We start from the raw sequence: 16,800 nt of genomic DNA, 5'->3' as shown, positions 1-16,800 counted from the left end.
GCGCAACACAAACAGACACGCTGATTTTTCTGGTTCTGCACACAGCTCCTGCATGGTAAACTAAATACTAACTTCCGTAGGGCATAATAGCTTGAATTTGATTTTGCATATGCAGGGAGAAAAGCATGCTTCGAACCCATATTCTTAACAATACCCTTTGGAGCCGCGTGTTCAAGGGTACTGCAACTACAGTGTCTGCCATTGCTTTATCGCTGGTCTTATCAACCGGTTATGCGCATGCCGATGCACAATTTCGCAAATGGGTATCGGGCTTTCGTCCTGTCGCCATGCAAAACGGCATTGCGCCTAGCACCTTTGACCGCGCCTTTGCCGGCGTGAATGAGATCGACCCTGAAGTTCTGCAAAAAGCCCGTTTTCAGCCTGAATTTACCACCCCTGTCTGGGATTATATTGATAATCGTGTCAATGAGCATTCCATTGGCACCGGTCAGGTAATGGCTAAAAAATGGGGTAAAGCGCTGACTGCCATTGAAAAACAATATGGCGTCGATCGTAATATTCTGCTCGCAATCTGGTCAATGGAAACCGGCTACGGCGAAATGATGAAGCGTCCTGATGTCATGCGCGATGCCATCCGCTCGCTGGCAACATTAGCTTATGCTGATCAGCGCCGTGCCAAATATGCACGCAACCAGCTGATTGCTGCAATGAAAATTCTGCAGACTGGTGATATCGACCGTAGCCATTTAAGTGGTTCATGGGCGGGCGCTATGGGACACACCCAGTTTATCCCGACCAGCTATCAGGCCTATGCCGTTGATTTTGATGGCAATGGCAAACGCGACATCTGGAACTCTGTTCCGGATGCGCTGGCAACTGCCGCCAATTTGCTGCGTAAAAACGGCTGGGAGCCAGGACGCACATGGGGCTATGAAGTGGTACTTCCGGCATCCGGAAAATTCCCTTCCGGGTCACTCAGCATTGGCGAATGGCGTCGTCTGGGTCTGGTACGCGCCAATGGCCGTGCATTCCCGAGCGATAGTGAAAAAGCCACACTTAAAGTGATGGATGGCCGTAACGGCCCTGTGTTTCTGATGACCAAAAACTTCTTTGTTATCAAGCGCTATAATAATGCCGATACATATGCATTAGGCGTTGGCATGCTGGCTGATCGTATTGCAGGCTATAGCGGACTAGTGCGCGACTGGAACCGTCCTTTCACGCCGATTTCCATGAAAGAACGTGAAGAGCTGCAAGGCCATTTGCGCGCACTTGGTTATTATGACGGCAAGATTGATGGTAAAATCGGCTCATCATCACGCAAAGCGATTGAAGCTTTTCAGCAACGTAACGGCCTGCAATCTGACGGGCATCCGAGCAAAGAAGTGCTGGGCGTTCTGCGTCGTCGTTAAAATTTAAAACAATCAGGCCGGATCATCCGGCCTGATCTTTCTTATGCATGATGCGGATAAGTGTGCAGAGCCTATGAAGCCTCAACATCAGCCCCTCCTCAAATCCAAAGTTTTATACGGGTCGCAGGCAGGTCTTTTGTCAGGTCTGATCATTGCAGGCAGCCTGCTCCTGATATTGAATATTCAATTGACAGCGCCAGCCATGGCGCAAGCACAAATGGCACAAGCGCAAATCGCCCAGCAAAATCAGCAACCACCCAAGCGCCGCACCTTGTTTGACATGTTGTTTGGTGATTCAGACCGGCGCAGACAACCCGAAACTGTTCAGCCACGCATGCAGCAACCTGCGCAGCGCAAAAATGTGCCTGTGAAGAAAAAGCCGGTTATTAGTAAACCAAAACCCGCTGCAGGCCCCTCTGTCGTTACACCTGCACAGCCAGCCCAGCCTGAGATTTTGCCCAAGAATGCCAATGCCAAAACGGTGCTGGTCATTGGTGATTTTATTGCCAGCGGGGTTGCAGACGGGCTGAATGAAACTTTTGCACAAATGCCCGACTTGCAGATTGTGAACCGTACCAACGGCTCGTCGGGCTTTGTGCGTCAGGATTATTATAGTTGGAGCAAAGAGCTTCCGGCCATATTAGCCGAGCAAAAACCGGCTGCAATTGTGATCATGATCGGTGCCAATGATCGCCAGTCTCTGTCACAAAAAAGCACGAATATTGCCCCTGACACTGCCGAGTGGAAGACACTTTATCAAACACGCATTGATGGTTTTTTAGCTGTCACTGCCAAATCCGGCATACCTGTGGTGTGGATGGGACAACCGCCCTATCAATCATCTGTCCTGACACAAACAATGCTGTCATTGAATGCCATTTATAAATCAGCCGCTGAAAAATCCGGTTTCATGCCGGATAGCACGATACCCAATGCAAGCTTTGTCGATGTTTGGGATGGCTTTGTGGATGATAAAGGTGCGTTCACGCAAACCGGTGTTGATGTGAACGGCCAGACAGTGCGTTTGCGTGGCAATGATGGCATTACAATTACCGCTGCGGGTAAGCGTAAGCTGGCATTTTATGCCGAAAAGCCTTTGCGGCAAATACTCAAACTGTCCTCACCTGAGGTACCGGAATCCACCCTTGATGCCAAAAGCAACGAGCCGATGGCTGTTCCCGTCCATAAAGAAATCACACGCATCGGCCCGATGAAACTAAGCGATCTGGATCAGTCCTCAGATGAGATTCTGCTCGGCGACACCGCAACCGCAGCGAAACCGGCACCCATCCGCACCGGTAACCAGCCAATCCCATACGGTCGTGCAGATGATTTTCGCTGGCCAAGACCTTAACAAGGCCTGCGGCAACCATTTCTGAAACCTGAAATTACGCTAGAGCATTTCGTAGTCCAATGGAATCATTGGGCGGCCACGATAATGCGTAAAAACAATAACTTAGAGCGGATTACATGATCCAATTTAAACGTAAACCGCTCTAGAGCGAATAACGATCAGTTTGGATCGCAGCGCTCGCTCTAGGTTTTAGGGTTTTCGCATTGTCATACCTATCAACTTGATAGTGAAATGCTCTAAGCCGGCAACAGGCTTGCTCCCATTAATTGCAAGTCAATAGCACGTGCGGCCTGCCTGCCCTCACGAATGGCCCAAACCACCAATGATTGCCCGCGCCGCACATCACCGGCAGCAAACAACTTAGGCACAGATGTGCAATAATCCGTTTCATTGGCCATTACGCTCACACCACCACGCATATCGGTTTTCAGCTTGAGCCTTTCACCCAGCTCTGACAAAACGCCCTCTTTGGCAGGTCCGCTAAAGCCAAGGGCAATAAACGCCAGATCGGCCTGCAGGATAAATTCTGATCCGGCGACAGGCTTGCGCTTTTCATCAACAGCACAGCACATTACATGGGTCAGCCTGCCGTCTTCGCCACCAAAACCAAGGGTTGCAACCTGAAATTCGCGTATCGCTCCCTCAGCCTGAGAGGATGAAATACGGATTTTCGTTGCCCAATAAGGCCACACGCTAAGCTTATCTTCATGTAATGGCGGTTCAGGGCGAATATCCAATTGTGTAACTTGCACCGCTCCTTGACGAAAGGCTGTGCCCACACAGTCAGAAGCGGTATCACCTCCGCCAACCACCACAACGCGCTTGCCAGCGGCTGAAAGACTATCAGCCAATGCCCAGGCGCGCGACTGCTCATATTCACCTGCAACACGGCGGTTTTGCTGTACCAGATACGGCATTGCATCATAAACACCTTGCAGGTTGGAACCGGGCAAAGCAGGATCACGCGGTGTCTCTGCCCCCCCGCAATACAACACAGCATCATATTGATCTGTCAGTTGCTTGACCGCAATATCCTTACCGATCTCAATGCCATAATGGAAACGAGCCCCTTCACCTTCCATTTGCGCAATACGGCGATCAATCAGATGTTTTTCCATTTTAAAATCAGGAATACCATAGCGCAACAAACCGCCAGCGCGGCTTTCACGTTCATAAACATCAACACCGTGCCCGGCACGAGCCAGCTGCTGTGCTGCCGCAAGTCCTGCCGGACCCGAGCCGATAATGGCAACGCGCTTGCCGGTTTTAATTTCAGCCCGCTGCGGTGCTATTAATCCCAGTTCAAAGGCTTTATCAGCCAAAGCCTGTTCAACAGTTTTAATCGCTACCGGCACATCTTCCAGATTAAGCGTGCAGGATTCCTCGCAAGGTGCCGGGCAAATCCGCCCCGTAAACTCGGGAAAATTATTGGTAGAGTGCAGATTAGCAATCGCCTCTTTCCATTGCCCTGCATAAACCAGATCATTCCAGTCTGGTATCTGATTATTCACCGGGCAACCAGTATCACCGGCCTTATCGCCATGGCAAAATGGCACCCCGCAATCCATACAGCGCGCAGCCTGTTTTTGTACTTCTGTTTCACTGATCGGCAAGGTGAATTCACGAAAATGCCTGATGCGATCGGATGCCGGCTGATATTGTGCAACCTGCCGGTCGTTCTCCAGAAAACCTGTAACTTTACCCATATAAAATATCCATATTTTTGCGGAGAGACTATTATTCTGCTGCAGTTTGTGTGCGCAGATGCTCCATCTCTTCCAAAGCGCGGCGATATTCGACCGGCATGATTTTCACAAATTTCGGACGATACTGTTCCCAGTTATCAAGGATCATGCGCGCTTGCTCGGAACCGGTATAATGATGATGATTGGTCAGAAGCTGTACCAATCGCTCCTCATCATGGCGGGTCATATTACCTGAAACATCAACGCGGCCTTTATGCATCATGTCGCCGCCCTGATGACTGAGGCGCTCGAGAATATCGTCTTCTTCAGGGACCGGCTCCAGCTCCACCATCGCCAGATTACAGCGCTGTGCAAAATCACCGGCCTCATCCAGCACATAGGCAACACCACCCGACATGCCGGCCGCAAAATTGCGTCCCGTTTCACCGATCACCACCACAACACCGCCGGTCATATATTCACAGCCGTGGTCGCCTACACCTTCAACAACCGCAACGGCACCGGAATTGCGCACAGCAAAACGCTCGCCCGCCTGTCCGCGAATATAGCATTCGCCTTCAATCGCACCGTAAAGAACAGTGTTTCCGGCAATGATTGCCTCATGTGCTTTAATCCGGCTGTCTTCATTCGGGCGGATAATAATCCGGCCGCCGCTCAAGCCTTTACCGATATAATCATTGCCTTCACCATAAAGTTCAAAGCTGATCCCACGCGCCAAAAATGCGGCAAAAGACTGCCCCGCAGTACCATTAAAGCGCACATTAATTGTGTCATCCGGCAGACCCTTATGGCGATATATTTTAACCAGCGCTCCGGAAAGCATTGCACCCACAGAGCGATCAGTATTTTTTATGGCGTGGGTAAGCCGCACTTTTTCACGATTTTGCAGCGCCGGAGCAGCCTCTGCAATCAATCCACGATCCGGCACATCATCAATCGGATGCTGCTGGCGCTGTGTATGTTTTTGCTGAGTATCATCACCCAAAGCGCTTGTCTGAGGCCGGTGGAAAATTCGGCTGAAATCCAGCCCCTGCGCTTTCCAATGGTTGATTGCGGCCTGTTTTTCTAACAAGTCAGAACGACCGATAATCTGCTCTAAACGGGTAAAGCCCAGTTCAGCCAGCAATACCCGCACCTCTTCCGCCAGATAGAAGAAGAAATTGATAATATGTTCAGGTGTACCCTTGAAACGCTGTCGCAATACCGGATCCTGCGTTGCCACGCCCACAGGGCAAGTATTGAGATGACATTTGCGCATCATAATACAACCGGCAGCAATCAACGGCGCAGTTGAAAAGCCGAACTCATCCGCACCGAGCAAAGCGCCCACAATCACATCGCGCCCTGTTCGCAAGCCACCATCAACCTGCAAGGCAATGCGCGAGCGCAGCCCGTTGAGCACCAGTGTTTGCTGGGTTTCTGCCAGACCGGTTTCCCAAGGGCTACCGGCATTTTTTAAAGAGGTCAGCGGCGAGGCACCGGTTCCGCCATCATAACCGGAAATAGTAATATGATCGGCACGCGCCTTGGCAACACCGGCTGCAACCGTACCAACGCCAACCTCAGACACCAGCTTCACTGAAATATCCGCTTCAGGATTGACATTTTTCAGGTCAAAGATCAGCTGCGCCAAATCTTCGATTGAATAAATATCATGATGTGGCGGAGGTGAAATCAACCCGACACGCGGAGTGGAATGGCGGGTTTTGGCAATGGTCGCATCCACTTTATGCCCCGGCAGCTGCCCTCCCTCGCCGGGCTTGGCGCCTTGTGCAACCTTGATCTGGATCATATCGGCATTAACCAGAAACTCGGTTGTCACGCCAAAGCGTCCGGATGCCACCTGCTTGATGCTTGAGCGTTGCGGGTTAGGTGAACCATCGCGCAGCGGATACAAACGATCAGGCTCTTCCCCACCCTCGCCGGTATTGGACTTTGCACCCATGCGGTTCATAGCAACGGCTAATGTTGTATGTGCTTCTCGCGAGATTGAACCAAATGACATTGCACCGGTTGAGAAACGCTTCACAATGTCTGCCGCCGGTTCAACCTGCTCCAGCTCCACCGGCTTCTGTCCTCGTTCACCCGCACGCCTGAGATGAAACAGCGAGCGGATAGTTTTGGCCGCCGCCGAACGGCTGTTGAGCATCTCGGAATATTCAGCGAAACTCTTCGGATTATTGTTGCGCACCGCATGCTGCAATTTTGCCACCGCATCCGGCGACCATATATGCGCCTCACCACGGATACGATAAGCGTATTCACCGCCAACATGCAAGGCATGACCACCGCCGATCTCGCGCACAAAGGCTGCATTGTGGCGCAGCACAGTTTCCTGTGCCACCTCGCTCAGTCCCACACCTTCAATCATCGAAGCGGTGCCGAAAAAGAACCGGTCGACAAATTCCTGTTTCAAACCGACCGCATCAAAAATCTGCGCACCGCAATAAGACTGATAGGTAGAGATGCCCATTTTTGACATCACTTTGAGCATGCCTTTGCCGAGTGATTTGATATAGCGGCTGACAACTTCACCGCCATCAACTTCCGGCGGAAACTCGCCCCGCTGATGCATATCGGTCAGCGTATCAAAAGCCAGATAAGGATTGATCGCCTCGGCGCCATAACCGGCAAGACAGCAGAAGTGATGCACCTCGCGCGGCTCACCACTTTCAACCACCAGTCCCACAGAGGTACGCAAGCCCTTGCGGATCAGATGATGATGCACGGCTGCGGTTGCCAGCAATGCCGGAATAGCAATGCGATCTGCCCCCACCTGCCGGTCAGACAGGATGATAATATTATAACCGCCATGAACCGCAGCTTCGGCACGGTCACATAGCCGCGCCAAACTGCCATCCATACCGTATGCGCCCTCACTCACAGGATAGGTCATATCGAGTGTTTTGGTATCAAACCGGTCTTCCGAATGGCCGATCGAGCGGATTTTTTCCAAATCAGCATTGGTCAGAATGGGCTGGCGCACTTCCAGCCTTTTGCGGCGGGAACTGCCGATGAGATCAAAAATATTCGGACGCGGGCCGATGAAAGACACAAGGCTCATCACCAGCTCTTCACGGATCGGATCAATCGGCGGATTGGTCACCTGTGCAAAATTCTGCTTGAAATAGGTATAAAGCAGCTTTGCCTTATCCGAGAGCGCCGAGATCGGCGTATCTGTACCCATGGAACCAACAGCCTCCTGACCCGTGGTCGCCATTGGCGCCATCAGCAGCTTGGTATCTTCCTGTGTATACCCGAAACTGCGCTGCCGCTCTGTCAGGCTGACATCGCGGCGCAGCGCGCGCGGCTCCACCGGCGCCAGATCTTCCAGCACCAGCTGCGTATTGCTCAGCCATTGGCGATAGGGGTGCGCTGTCGCAATCTGTGATTTCAGCTCATCATCACTGATAATCCGCCCCTGCTCCAGATCAATCAGCAGCATACGCCCCGGCTGCAAGCGCCATTTTTTAACAATGCGGCTTTCTTCAACCGGCAATACACCGGCTTCTGAAGCGAGAATAATCCGGTCATCATCAGTCACCAGATAGCGTGCCGGTCGCAAACCGTTACGATCCAGTGTTGCGCCAATCTGGCGGCCATCGGTAAAAGCTACCGCTGCCGGCCCGTCCCATGGCTCCATCAGCGCCGCATGATATTCGTAAAATGCCCTGCGCTCATCACTCATCAGCTGATTATTGCCCCATGCCTCAGGGATCAGCATCATCATGGCATGGCTCAAACGATAGCCGCCCTGCACCAGAAACTCGAGCGCATTGTCAAAACAGGCCGTGTCGGACTGGCCTTCATAAGAGATTGGCCACAGCTTGGAAATATCATTGCCGAACAGCTCGCTATCAACTGAGGCCTGCCGTGCCGCCATCCAGTTCACATTACCGCGCAGCGTATTAATCTCGCCATTATGCGCTACCATGCGATAAGGATGCGCGAGTTTCCATGATGGAAATGTATTGGTAGAAAAGCGCTGATGCACCAGCGCAATCGCGCTTTCAAAACGCGGATCCGTGAGATCCTGATAATAGGCGCCAACCTGATGGCTGAGAAACATACCCTTGTAAATCACGGTGCGTGCAGACATTGACACGATATAAAAACCGTTATCGCGGCCTGCCGTTTCGTGAAAAATCCGGTTAGAAATAACTTTGCGCAACACAAAAAGACGGCGCTCAAAATCATCATCACTGGCAATATTGGCATTGCGGCCGATAAAAACCTGCCGGTGCACCGGCTCGGTCGCTGCAATCTCTGCAGCCTTTGAGAGTGAGCTATTATCAACCGGTACAGAGCGAAAGCCCAGTAATGTCTGGCCTTCAGCGGCAATCACTTCCGCAATAACCTGTTCAAGATGCGCACGCAGCTTTGCATCTTGTGGCATAAAGATTTGCCCTACGGCGTAATGTCCGGCATCCGGTAGCACCACCCCGGTTGCTGCCATTTCTTGCGCGTAAAAACGATGCGGCAGCTGTACCAGAATACCTGCGCCATCGCCCATCAGCGGATCTGCGCCCACGGCACCGCGATGGGTCAGGTTTTCCAGCATTTGCAAACCATCGCGCACAATCTGATGCGACGGCACATTTTTCATGTGTGCAATAAAGCCCACGCCACAGGCATCATGCTCATGACGCGGATCATAAAGCCCCTGCTTTTGCGGCAGGTCTTTATTATATAAAATCTGATTTTGTGAACCAGTGGTTTTAGTCGATGTTGTGGTTTTCCCGCCGGTTTCTGTGGAATTGTGAGCCTGAATAGCCCGAACAGCCCGAACAGAATGCGACTTGATCAACATCGAAACCTCCTTAGCCCCGGATGAGGGACATGAGCCGGTTCAGGCGTGCGGCACCAACCCGTCCTCCGGACGGGATAAATACCTGCCCGAAAGCAGCAAAATTGTTAAATAAACTTGTGAAAATGCTGGCTGTTCGCAGACACAAAACAACAAGGAATGGCAGACGAACTGCTTCAGTTTCAGAATTAAACATCGCCGGCCTCCTCTGTTAGTAAAGCACCTGTTTGATACATGTTTGTGAACGCAAGCGTTTTAACTAGAGCCGTTTCAGGAAAAGTGAGAACCGGGTTTCCGTCCGAAACTGCGTTTAAGCAAACAGATAAAGCGGTTTTCCTGCTTCATTAAGAAATGAAAACGCTCTAATGGCGAAACGGCAACCTGCCAGATAAAGCGCGCACTGGTAAAACATAGCATATATTGAGACCAAATTCGCCGGAAACAGCCTCCACAAATTGAGCCATATAGGTCAGCATTGCTGCCACATCAATTTATTACAGAATATTTAGCGCTCCACAAGCAGTAAACTTTTATTTTTTACGATGATTTTGTAATTTCATTGCGCCACGAAATATCCCTTGTTTAAAAACAAAGAGTTAGAACACAGAGTTAACTGTCGCTCATCCAATTTTCGGCAAATTTTCGGCAATCTGTGGCAATCTGCGCATCAACTTTTATGCAATCCGCATGCTGCGGCGCTTTCCTTCAAATCCGCATGCTGCGGTATTTCCCTTCAAATCCGCATGCTGCGTCAGGTTTATCCAATCCGCAATCTGATCATAAGTTTCATTCAACTCTATTGAAAAAACCGCTATACAAGCGAATACCCTCTTGCATAACAGCAGCATACGGAGCCTTTCATGCATTTTGCTTCCGATAACTGGGCCGGTGCCCATCCCGATATTACTGCCAATATCAGCGCCAATGCCGATGGTTTTGCCGCCTCCTATGGCGCCAGTGAAATCGACAAGAAAGTTGAACAGCGCTTCAATGAATTATTTGAGCGTGAAGTTGCGGTATATTTTGTCGGCACGGGTACCGCTGCAAACTCACTGGCACTGGCCAGTGTCAACCGCCCTGGCGGTGTATCGCTGTGTCATCGCGAAGCCCATGTCATTGAAGACGAGTGCGGCGCACCGGAATATTTTACCGGTGGCGCGCGTCTGCATCCGGTGGATGGCGCCTTGGGCAAGATGGATCCGGCCAATCTGCGCAAAGAGCTGAAGCGCTTTAATCCGGCCTTCATTCATGCCGGTCAGCCGATGGCGGTTACCATCACGCAGGCTACAGAAATTGGCACAATCCATAGCCTTGAAGAGATTGCCGCTATTTCTGCCATTTGCCGCGAACATGGTCTTCCGCTGCATCTTGACGGTGCACGCTTTGCCAATGCTTTGGTGACTATGGGTGTAACGCCTGCAGAAATGACATGGAAACAAGGCGTAGATATTGTATCTTTCGGCGGCACCAAAAATGGCTGCTGGTGTGCCGAGGCTCTGGTGTTCATGAACCCAGATCAGGCCAAAGACCTGCCATTCATCCGCAAACGCGCAGCACAATTATTCTCCAAAACCCGTTTCATCGCCGCGCAGTTTGATGCCTATTTAAAAGATGATCTGTGGCTTGATCTTGCCCGCCACGCCAATGCCATGACCACAAAACTGGCGCAGGCAATTACTGCTTCCGATAAGGTGAACCTGGCTTGGCAGCCGCAGGCCAATGAAATCTTTGCGATTTTGAAAAAGTCTGACAGCGATAAGCTCTTGGCAGCAGGTGCAGTATTTTACGACTGGAACCCGCCGCACAGCGCTGATCCGATTGCTGATGATGAAACCTTTATCCGTCTCGTTACCAGCTTTGCGACCACAGAGGCTGAAGTCGATAAATTTACCGACCTGATTAAAGTCCTGTAATTGAAACAGGATTAAATATGAACAACAAAAAGGGCAGGATAGTTCCTGCCCTTTTCTTTTACATTACATGCAAAATTATTTACCAGTCAGCGCTTTTGCATCGACGGTTTTTGTATCAATGCTTTTCGCAGTATCATGGGCAACTGCCGTTACATTGATTTTACGTGGCTTCAACTCTTCAGGAATTTCACGTTTCAGATCAATGTGCAGCAGGCCATTTTGCAGGCTTGCGCCGGCGATCTCAACATGATCGGCCAAATGGAAGCGGCGCTCGAATGCCCGCGAGGCAATGCCGCGATAAAGAAATTCTTTATCACTTTCACTCTCGTCTACAGTTTTCGTGCCTTTAATGCTCAGCTGATTGCGATGAGCTTCAATTTCAATCTCGTTCTGGTCAAAACCTGCAACAGCCATCGTAATCCGGTAGGCACTCTCGCCGGTACGCTCGATATTATAAGGCGGGTAAGACTGAGCAGTTTCCGGCTGGCCGAGGCTGTCCAGCATGGTGAACAAGCGGTCAAAACCAACAGTTGAACGATATAACGGAGAAAAATCAAAATGACGCATAATATGCCCTCCTTCAGAGCGACGTTGCGTTAAATATCAAACGAAAATACTCCCGATTATCGGCAAGTTTTCCTGTTACTCATGCAGCCCCTTATCAGGCGGCTACCACAATGATCTGGTATTGCAGAAAACAGATTTCAAGAGTGGCAATACACGCATTTACAATTTGTCTTCTAGCCGCCACGATCATCAGCTATGATGTAATTCGCCTGAATGGCTATCCTGTTCAGCGACAACCGCATAAGCGAAATGCCTGATATGACCACACAACCCACGCTCTTTTTTGAAACTGAAAATAACAATGCGCCGGTAGGATTACAGGCAGGTTACTTTCAATCACACGATGGTTTTCAGCTCCGTTATGCCATTTGCCCACCATTAAAAAAGCAGCCTGAGAATACGCATATCGGTACCAGCAATCCGCAGCCGTCGCGTGGCACGGTGATTTTGCTGCATGGCCGAAATGAGGCTTTTGAAAAATATTATGAGACAATCAGCGATCTCAACCGGCGCGGCTTTTGCGTAGCGACGATGGATTGGCGCGGTCAGGGCGGTTCGTGCCGGATTTTAAAAGATGCGCAACGCGGTTATGTGCGCAGCTTTGACGACTATCAGAATGATTTCGAGATTTTTCTTAAAAGCATTGTTCTGCCGGATTGCCCGCCGGATTTTTATATTCTGGCACATTCAACCGGTGCACTGATTGCGCTGCGGTCGCATCAAATGCTGCAATCACGTATCCGGCGCATGGTGCTCATTTCGCCATTTCTCGGCCTTGCCCGCAGTATTTTTCACGATAAGCAGCTCAGACCACTGGCCAGTATCTTGTCACGCCTCGGCTTAGGCAGCCGCTATGCCTCCAAAGTACCGCATCAGCTGGCACCGGAAAGCTTTGGACATAACCCGCTTTCCCATGATCAAAGCCGCTATATCCGTAATGCTGCAATCATCAGCGCTCAGCCGCAGCTTGGCATTGCAGGCCCTACATTTCAGTGGCTGGCGCAAACTTTAAAAGCTATTTATAGCATCAACACGCCACAATTTTTCGACAGTTTTTCAATCCCGACCCTGATCATGGTTGCCGGTGCCGATCGTGTTGTTGATGGTAAGGCTGCTATTCATTTTGCCCAAAGCCTGCGCAGTGCCTCGCTGATAACGATCGACGGCGCCTATCATGAGCTGCTGCAGGAAAGCGACTTTTATCGCGAGCAGGTCTGGGCGGGTTTTGATGCTTTTATTCCGGGGTCCGCGCCGGTTGAACAATTAACCGAGCCAAAATACACCGAGCTATAACTGGCTACAGGCACAGTTTAAAAACACATGCCTGTAGCTTTTACTCATCAGGCATTTAATATGTTCAGCGCTTCTTCATGGAGTTTTGCAGACGCTGCCGCAACAATATAACCGCCCTTTTCCGCTGGTCCGCCATCGACCTGCGTAATCACTCCGCCCGCCTGTTCGATAATTGGAATAAGCCCCATCACATCATATGGCTGCAAACCGATCTCAACCACCAGATCGGCAAAGCCGGATGCCAGCATTGCATAGGCATAGCAATCCACACCATAGCGTGACAACCGCACCTGCCCCTCAAGGCGATCAAAGGCCTCGCGCTCTTTGCCCTTGAACATGTGTGGCGATGTGGTGAAAATCGTTGCTTCCGCCAATGAGGCCTGTTGACGGGTTTTCAATGGCACATGTCCGCCATTGCCTGCATATTCAGGGCCACTCCAGAATGCGCCCTCGCCGGTTGTATAAAACAACTCCTTGGTAAAGGGCTGGGACATCATGCCAATACGCGCATCACCGTCCACCATCAAGCCTACAAGCGTGCCCCATACCGGCAAACCGGAGATGAAAGCCCGTGTGCCGTCGATCGGATCAATAACCCAGACATGGCTGCTGTCGAGCTTTTCACCGCCAAATTCTTCGCCTAATATACCATGCTCAGGGTAATGCTGATTGATAACCCGCCGTATGGCCAATTCAGCCTCACGGTCTGCTTCAGTGACCGGATCAAAACCCACCGTGTACTTATTATCAACATCAATTTTCTGCCGGAATCGCGGCAAAGTTTGTTCGGCTGCAGCTTGCGCTATTTCTTGCAAAAACGACGAGTCCACCAACGAATTTTACTCCCATTCATAGTCACATTTAAGCATTCAGACGAAAATACAATGCTATTTCTCACCAAAGCCTTGCTTTTAAAATCTAAATAGCAAGAATTTTGATCAAAAATATCAATAGGTTAATTTGATCATACATTCAGAAATTACAGAATTTTCATAAAATTCCGGATTTTCACATGTTTCTTAATTGACCGTTGCATGCGTGCCGAATAAAATAGTTAACGGACAACATGTCTATTTGCGCCCGCAAGGGCGTTTCCTCCCTAGATTTTGGACCGCGCCTGGCGCGGTCTTTTTTTATCTTGAATTATCTGAAATGATTACTTTAGTGCCAGCCGGATATCCAGAGCATTTATTGTAAAAGGTAAAACCGGACTTATTCTGCAGCGTGCCGGTTCTGCATAAAAACATAATCGGGCAAAGCAGTCAGATCGGCCATAAATCGCGCAAGATCGTGGCACAAAGCAGTGAAAGACTGCAGCCTTATCAAACTGCCCTCATCCACATAAAGCGCGCGGTTTACTTCAATTTGTAATGCGTGATAATCACGATGCGGACGCCCGTAATGCTCGGTAATATAGCCGCCCGCATAAGGCTTATTATGAGCAACATTATAGCCCAGATTTTGCAATAATTCGATGGCCGCCCATGATAAGGCATCTGTACAAGAACGGCCAAAACGATCCCCGATGATAAAGTCAGGCCGCGCTAGCGCACTGTTACAAGCATTACCCTGCGTAGTATACAAACCACTTGGCATTGAATGACAATCAATCAAAACCGCATATCCAAATTGCGTTTTGGTATCACTCAGCAATTGGCCCAGCTGGTTATGATAAGGCTTATATAAGCTTTCTATCCGCCCTAAAGCCTCGGCAAGCGGCAATTTGGTCTTATAAATATCCTGTCCTTCACCAACGATTTTCGCAACTGTCCCAAGCCCGCCAGCCACGCGCGCGGAACGAATATTGGTAAAAGCCGGTACAGGCTCCAGAAACATTTTCGGATCAAGCTCATAAGGTTCACGATTAACATCAAGATAAGCACGTGGAAAATTGGCATGCAGAAGCGGCGCTCCGAGCAGCACAGCTGTTGCAAACAGCTCATCCACATAACAATCTTCAGACTGACGGATATCGTGCGAATTAAGGCGTGAACTATTGAGAAACTCCGGCGGATAATAGCGGCCGCTATGCGGAGAATTAAAAACAAACGGAATGCGCTGCTGTGCCGGAGCACAAACCTCATAAGGCGCAACTGACTGAAAATCCCGTTGCAGGCTCATCGTTCACTTTCACAAGATCAGTTCAGTTTTCATTGAAGCAAAAAATTGCTCTATCTTTTTATTTAAACGCAGTTTCATAAAACGGACAATAATTCAGCAGCAATGCGCGGTTTCCTAATAATAAATCATCAGTCTGTCACTGCTACAGCACATCGCCAAGCCTAACCCATAATTAGCAAAAGCAAAGCCGGTTTTCAGGGCTTCGATCAGAAATCATTGGTGGTAGCTAATTTTGCCGCTTTCTATAATTATTTTCTCACAAGGCCGATGACAAATTAATTATCTGCAATATATGAATTTTAGAGCATTTCCAGTTTTGTTTGAAGGATTGGAAATGCGCCATTGATGTGTTTTTAACACATCCCGTTTCTAAAACCGCATCGCACTTTTCGGCATGTCTTCTAATATATTATGATATTGAAACACTACGAGACTGTTGCAAGATTATCAATCTGTCCGGCGCTGATGCCAAAGCGGCTCATATAAAGACAAATGATTCATCCGATGTTTACCAAAGCAGCGTCTTATAGGATCAGATTGAATCGCTTTTATTGCCATTTTGTCACCGTAATATCATGCAGTAGACAATGTAATTAACCAAATTTAAAAGCGTACAGATATTCGGACGGACCAATGAAAAGAATTCTGCTAGCTGAAGATGATAATGATATGCGCCGTTTTCTGGTGAAAGCACTGGAAAAAGCCGGTTATCATGTGACCCATTTTGACAATGGCGCCAGTGCCTATGAACGTCTTCGTGAAGAGCCGTTCTCACTGCTGCTGACTGATATTGTTATGCCGGAAATGGATGGCATTGAACTGGCGCGCCGTGCGACGGAAATCGACCCCGATCTCAAAGTGATGTTCATCACCGGTTTTGCTGCTGTTGCGCTTAATCCTGATTCGAATGCACCGCGCGAAGCCAAGGTTCTCTCCAAGCCTTTCCATCTGCGTGATCTCGTTAATGAGATCGAAAAAATGCTGCTGGCCGCCTGATCTCAGCCTGCCTGTCGCACTTGATAAAAATCTTCAAAGAAAACAGAGATATTTCTCTCTATTTTTCAAAACAGCATTGACGCGCGCAAGCCAATATGGTGTATGCGCGTCAACGGATGGGCGTATAGCTCAGCGGGAGAGCACTACATTGACATTGTAGGGGTCACAGGTTCAATCCCTGTTACGCCCACCATCCGGCCTCAACAAAATCAATATCTTGTATAGTATAAACAAATCATTTGGTTCACCTCATATAAGTGAAACATTGCATGTTTTCCACAAAACCCGAATTCATTACCTGCTTTTTTCCCGGCAGTTTCTTGGCTTTTTAGCGGGTTGATTTATCGATTTTAGCCACAAAATATTACAAACAAAAACAAAAACCCCGCATAAGCGGGGTTAATACTATCTCACTCGATCTGGAGTAATTATTTAGTATCCGGAACGAGATGACAATTTTTCCCATCAAGCGTGCAGCACTCATAGCCGCCTTTTATAAGCACACAACGCTCAATATCAGTTTGAGGCAATGTTTGTGCGTGAGCAAATCCAGCACTTGATAATAAAACTACACAACAAGAAAATAATAAATTAATTTTTTTCATCATATCACCTTTAATTTAATAACAGGTTGAATTGATGATGTTTTTACAAAATAAACAACTCCAAA

At 49.3% G+C, this 16,800-nt stretch carries 11 protein-coding genes and 1 tRNA gene; 6 read left to right on the top strand and 6 right to left on the bottom strand.

Annotated features, from left to right (window positions below):
* Window positions 1–125: 125 nt before the first annotated feature.
* Window positions 126–1,373, top strand: coding sequence for a lytic murein transglycosylase (locus MP213Fo_RS11355; protein WP_421089114.1), 1,248 nt, complete (start codon window positions 126–128; stop codon window positions 1,371–1,373).
* Window positions 1,374–1,509: 136 nt separating this feature from the next.
* Window positions 1,510–2,727 carry a DUF459 domain-containing protein gene (locus MP213Fo_RS11350; protein WP_421089113.1) on the top strand — a complete coding sequence of 406 codons (1,218 nt, stop codon included), beginning with the start codon at window positions 1,510–1,512 and terminating at the stop codon, window positions 2,725–2,727.
* 236 nt (window positions 2,728–2,963) lie between these two features.
* On the opposite strand, the gene MP213Fo_RS11345 is transcribed toward MP213Fo_RS11350, so the two are convergent.
* Both MP213Fo_RS11345 and gltB read right to left on the bottom strand, forming a co-directional pair.
* On the bottom strand, window positions 2,964–4,433 hold the full coding sequence (locus tag MP213Fo_RS11345; RefSeq protein WP_421089112.1) for a glutamate synthase subunit beta: 1,470 nt from the start codon (window positions 4,431–4,433) through the stop codon (window positions 2,964–2,966).
* 31 nt (window positions 4,434–4,464) lie between these two features.
* Complete coding sequence (gene gltB, locus MP213Fo_RS11340) at window positions 4,465–9,243, bottom strand: glutamate synthase large subunit (RefSeq protein ID WP_421089111.1); 4,779 nt, start codon at window positions 9,241–9,243, stop codon at window positions 4,465–4,467.
* 857 nt (window positions 9,244–10,100) lie between these two features.
* Here gltB and MP213Fo_RS11335 point away from each other — a divergent pair.
* Window positions 10,101–11,153, top strand: a complete 1,053-nt coding sequence (locus MP213Fo_RS11335) for a threonine aldolase family protein (RefSeq protein WP_421089110.1) — start codon at window positions 10,101–10,103, stop codon at window positions 11,151–11,153.
* Window positions 11,154–11,228: 75 nt separating this feature from the next.
* Here the strand turns inward: MP213Fo_RS11335 and MP213Fo_RS11330 are convergent, their stop codons facing one another.
* Entirely contained in the window at window positions 11,229–11,720 is a 492-nt protein-coding gene (locus MP213Fo_RS11330; protein WP_421089109.1) for an Hsp20 family protein, read from the bottom strand.
* Window positions 11,721–11,978: 258 nt separating this feature from the next.
* Between MP213Fo_RS11330 and MP213Fo_RS11325 the strand changes: the two genes are divergently transcribed.
* On the top strand, window positions 11,979–13,013 hold the full coding sequence (locus tag MP213Fo_RS11325; protein ID WP_421089108.1) for an alpha/beta fold hydrolase: 1,035 nt from the start codon (window positions 11,979–11,981) through the stop codon (window positions 13,011–13,013).
* A 47-nt stretch (window positions 13,014–13,060) separates the two neighbouring features.
* On the opposite strand, the gene hisN is transcribed toward MP213Fo_RS11325, so the two are convergent.
* Together hisN and MP213Fo_RS11315 are read right to left on the bottom strand one after the other, a co-directional pair.
* Entirely contained in the window at window positions 13,061–13,846 is a 786-nt protein-coding gene (gene hisN / locus MP213Fo_RS11320; RefSeq protein WP_421089107.1) for a histidinol-phosphatase, read from the bottom strand.
* Window positions 13,847–14,225: 379 nt separating this feature from the next.
* The gene (locus tag MP213Fo_RS11315) at window positions 14,226–15,134 is read right to left on the bottom strand and encodes an N-formylglutamate amidohydrolase (protein WP_421089106.1); all 909 of its coding nucleotides are present in this window, start codon (window positions 15,132–15,134) and stop codon (window positions 14,226–14,228) included.
* Window positions 15,135–15,767: 633 nt separating this feature from the next.
* Between MP213Fo_RS11315 and cpdR the strand changes: the two genes are divergently transcribed.
* Window positions 15,768–16,130: a cell cycle two-component system response regulator CpdR gene (gene cpdR / locus MP213Fo_RS11310; protein WP_022709690.1), complete on the top strand. Its 363-nt coding sequence runs from the start codon at window positions 15,768–15,770 to the stop codon at window positions 16,128–16,130.
* Window positions 16,131–16,248: 118 nt separating this feature from the next.
* Window positions 16,249–16,323: transfer RNA gene (locus MP213Fo_RS11305), tRNA-Val, on the top strand.
* A gap of 235 nt (window positions 16,324–16,558) precedes the next feature.
* Here MP213Fo_RS11305 and MP213Fo_RS11300 read toward each other — a convergent pair.
* Window positions 16,559–16,735 (bottom strand): hypothetical protein, encoded by a 177-nt coding sequence (locus MP213Fo_RS11300; RefSeq protein ID WP_421089105.1) that lies wholly within the window; start codon window positions 16,733–16,735, stop codon window positions 16,559–16,561.
* Window positions 16,736–16,800 lie beyond the last annotated feature (65 nt).

The organism is Pseudochrobactrum mosebachae (assembly GCF_048914685.1).
Taxonomy (GTDB): domain Bacteria; phylum Pseudomonadota; class Alphaproteobacteria; order Rhizobiales; family Rhizobiaceae; genus Pseudochrobactrum.
This window is presented reverse-complemented; position numbering and strand designations above follow the sequence as displayed.

Coding starts and splice junctions, on each gene's coding strand:
- MP213Fo_RS11355 (WP_421089114.1), top strand. CDS start 126: ATGCTTCGAACCCATATTCTTAACAATACCCTTTGGAGCCGCGTGTTC.
- MP213Fo_RS11345 (WP_421089112.1), bottom strand. CDS start 4,433: ATGGGTAAAGTTACAGGTTTTCTGGAGAACGACCGGCAGGTTGCACAA.
- gltB (WP_421089111.1), bottom strand. CDS start 9,243: ATGTTGATCAAGTCGCATTCTGTTCGGGCTGTTCGGGCTATTCAGGCT.
- MP213Fo_RS11335 (WP_421089110.1), top strand. CDS start 10,101: ATGCATTTTGCTTCCGATAACTGGGCCGGTGCCCATCCCGATATTACT.
- MP213Fo_RS11330 (WP_421089109.1), bottom strand. CDS start 11,720: ATGCGTCATTTTGATTTTTCTCCGTTATATCGTTCAACTGTTGGTTTT.
- MP213Fo_RS11325 (WP_421089108.1), top strand. CDS start 11,979: ATGACCACACAACCCACGCTCTTTTTTGAAACTGAAAATAACAATGCG.
- MP213Fo_RS11315 (WP_421089106.1), bottom strand. CDS start 15,134: ATGAGCCTGCAACGGGATTTTCAGTCAGTTGCGCCTTATGAGGTTTGT.
- cpdR (WP_022709690.1), top strand. CDS start 15,768: ATGAAAAGAATTCTGCTAGCTGAAGATGATAATGATATGCGCCGTTTT.
- MP213Fo_RS11300 (WP_421089105.1), bottom strand. CDS start 16,735: ATGAAAAAAATTAATTTATTATTTTCTTGTTGTGTAGTTTTATTATCA.